This is a genomic window from Pseudoalteromonas sp. S554, from assembly GCF_005930865.1.
Taxonomy (GTDB): Bacteria; Pseudomonadota; Gammaproteobacteria; order Enterobacterales; family Alteromonadaceae; genus Pseudoalteromonas; species Pseudoalteromonas marina.
Genome location: NZ_PNDV01000167.1, coordinates 1 through 631, shown reverse-complemented (window position 1 = coordinate 631; position 631 = coordinate 1). Strand labels below are relative to the sequence as shown.

The 631-nt window shown below is 37.7% G+C and carries 1 protein-coding gene; it reads left to right on the top strand.

The genetic code is table 11. The features are described 5' to 3' along the window. Positions 1–51: 51 nt before the first annotated feature. The coding region (locus CWB65_RS19500) for a transposase (protein ID WP_249365045.1) at positions 52–631 on the top strand (580 nt) is incomplete at its 3' end.

Below are 631 nucleotides of genomic sequence, written 5' to 3'. Positions count from 1 at the left end.
ATTGAGCAAGCAAGCCTTCGCTTTAATATTGAAGTGCATTCGTATTGTTTGATGACCAATCATTACCATCTGCTAATAAAAACTCCCGATGCTAATTTAGGCAAGGCCATGAAGCATATTAACGGCCTTTACACTCAATACTTTAATAGAACACATAACACAGATGGTGCACTGTTCAGGGGCCGATACAAAGCCGTGTTGGTGGATGCTGATAACTACTTATTGCATGTTAGCCGGTATATTCATCGTAACCCAATTGAAACGAGCACCCCGTTGGTAGATGACCTTGCTAAGTACAAATGGTCTAGCTATTCAGCTTTTATTAAAAGTGGTGCGACACCTAAATGGTTGGTTCGAGATTTTATATTTTCGCTGCAAGCTAAAAAGCGTAAGTATGCTGCATACAAACAGTTTGTTGAATATGAGTGTAATGAAGAAGTAAGCGCTTTTTATGGTGCTAAAAAGTTATTGTCGGTGCTAGGCAGTGATGACTTTATTGAAAGCATTAAAGGTTATATTGCAACATCAAACAATGAAAGCAAGCTTGTTAGTAAAAGGCATTCAGCGAATGATGTAATTACCTATTTGGCTAACCACTTTAATGTTGAGGTAGATGATATAGTAATGGTTA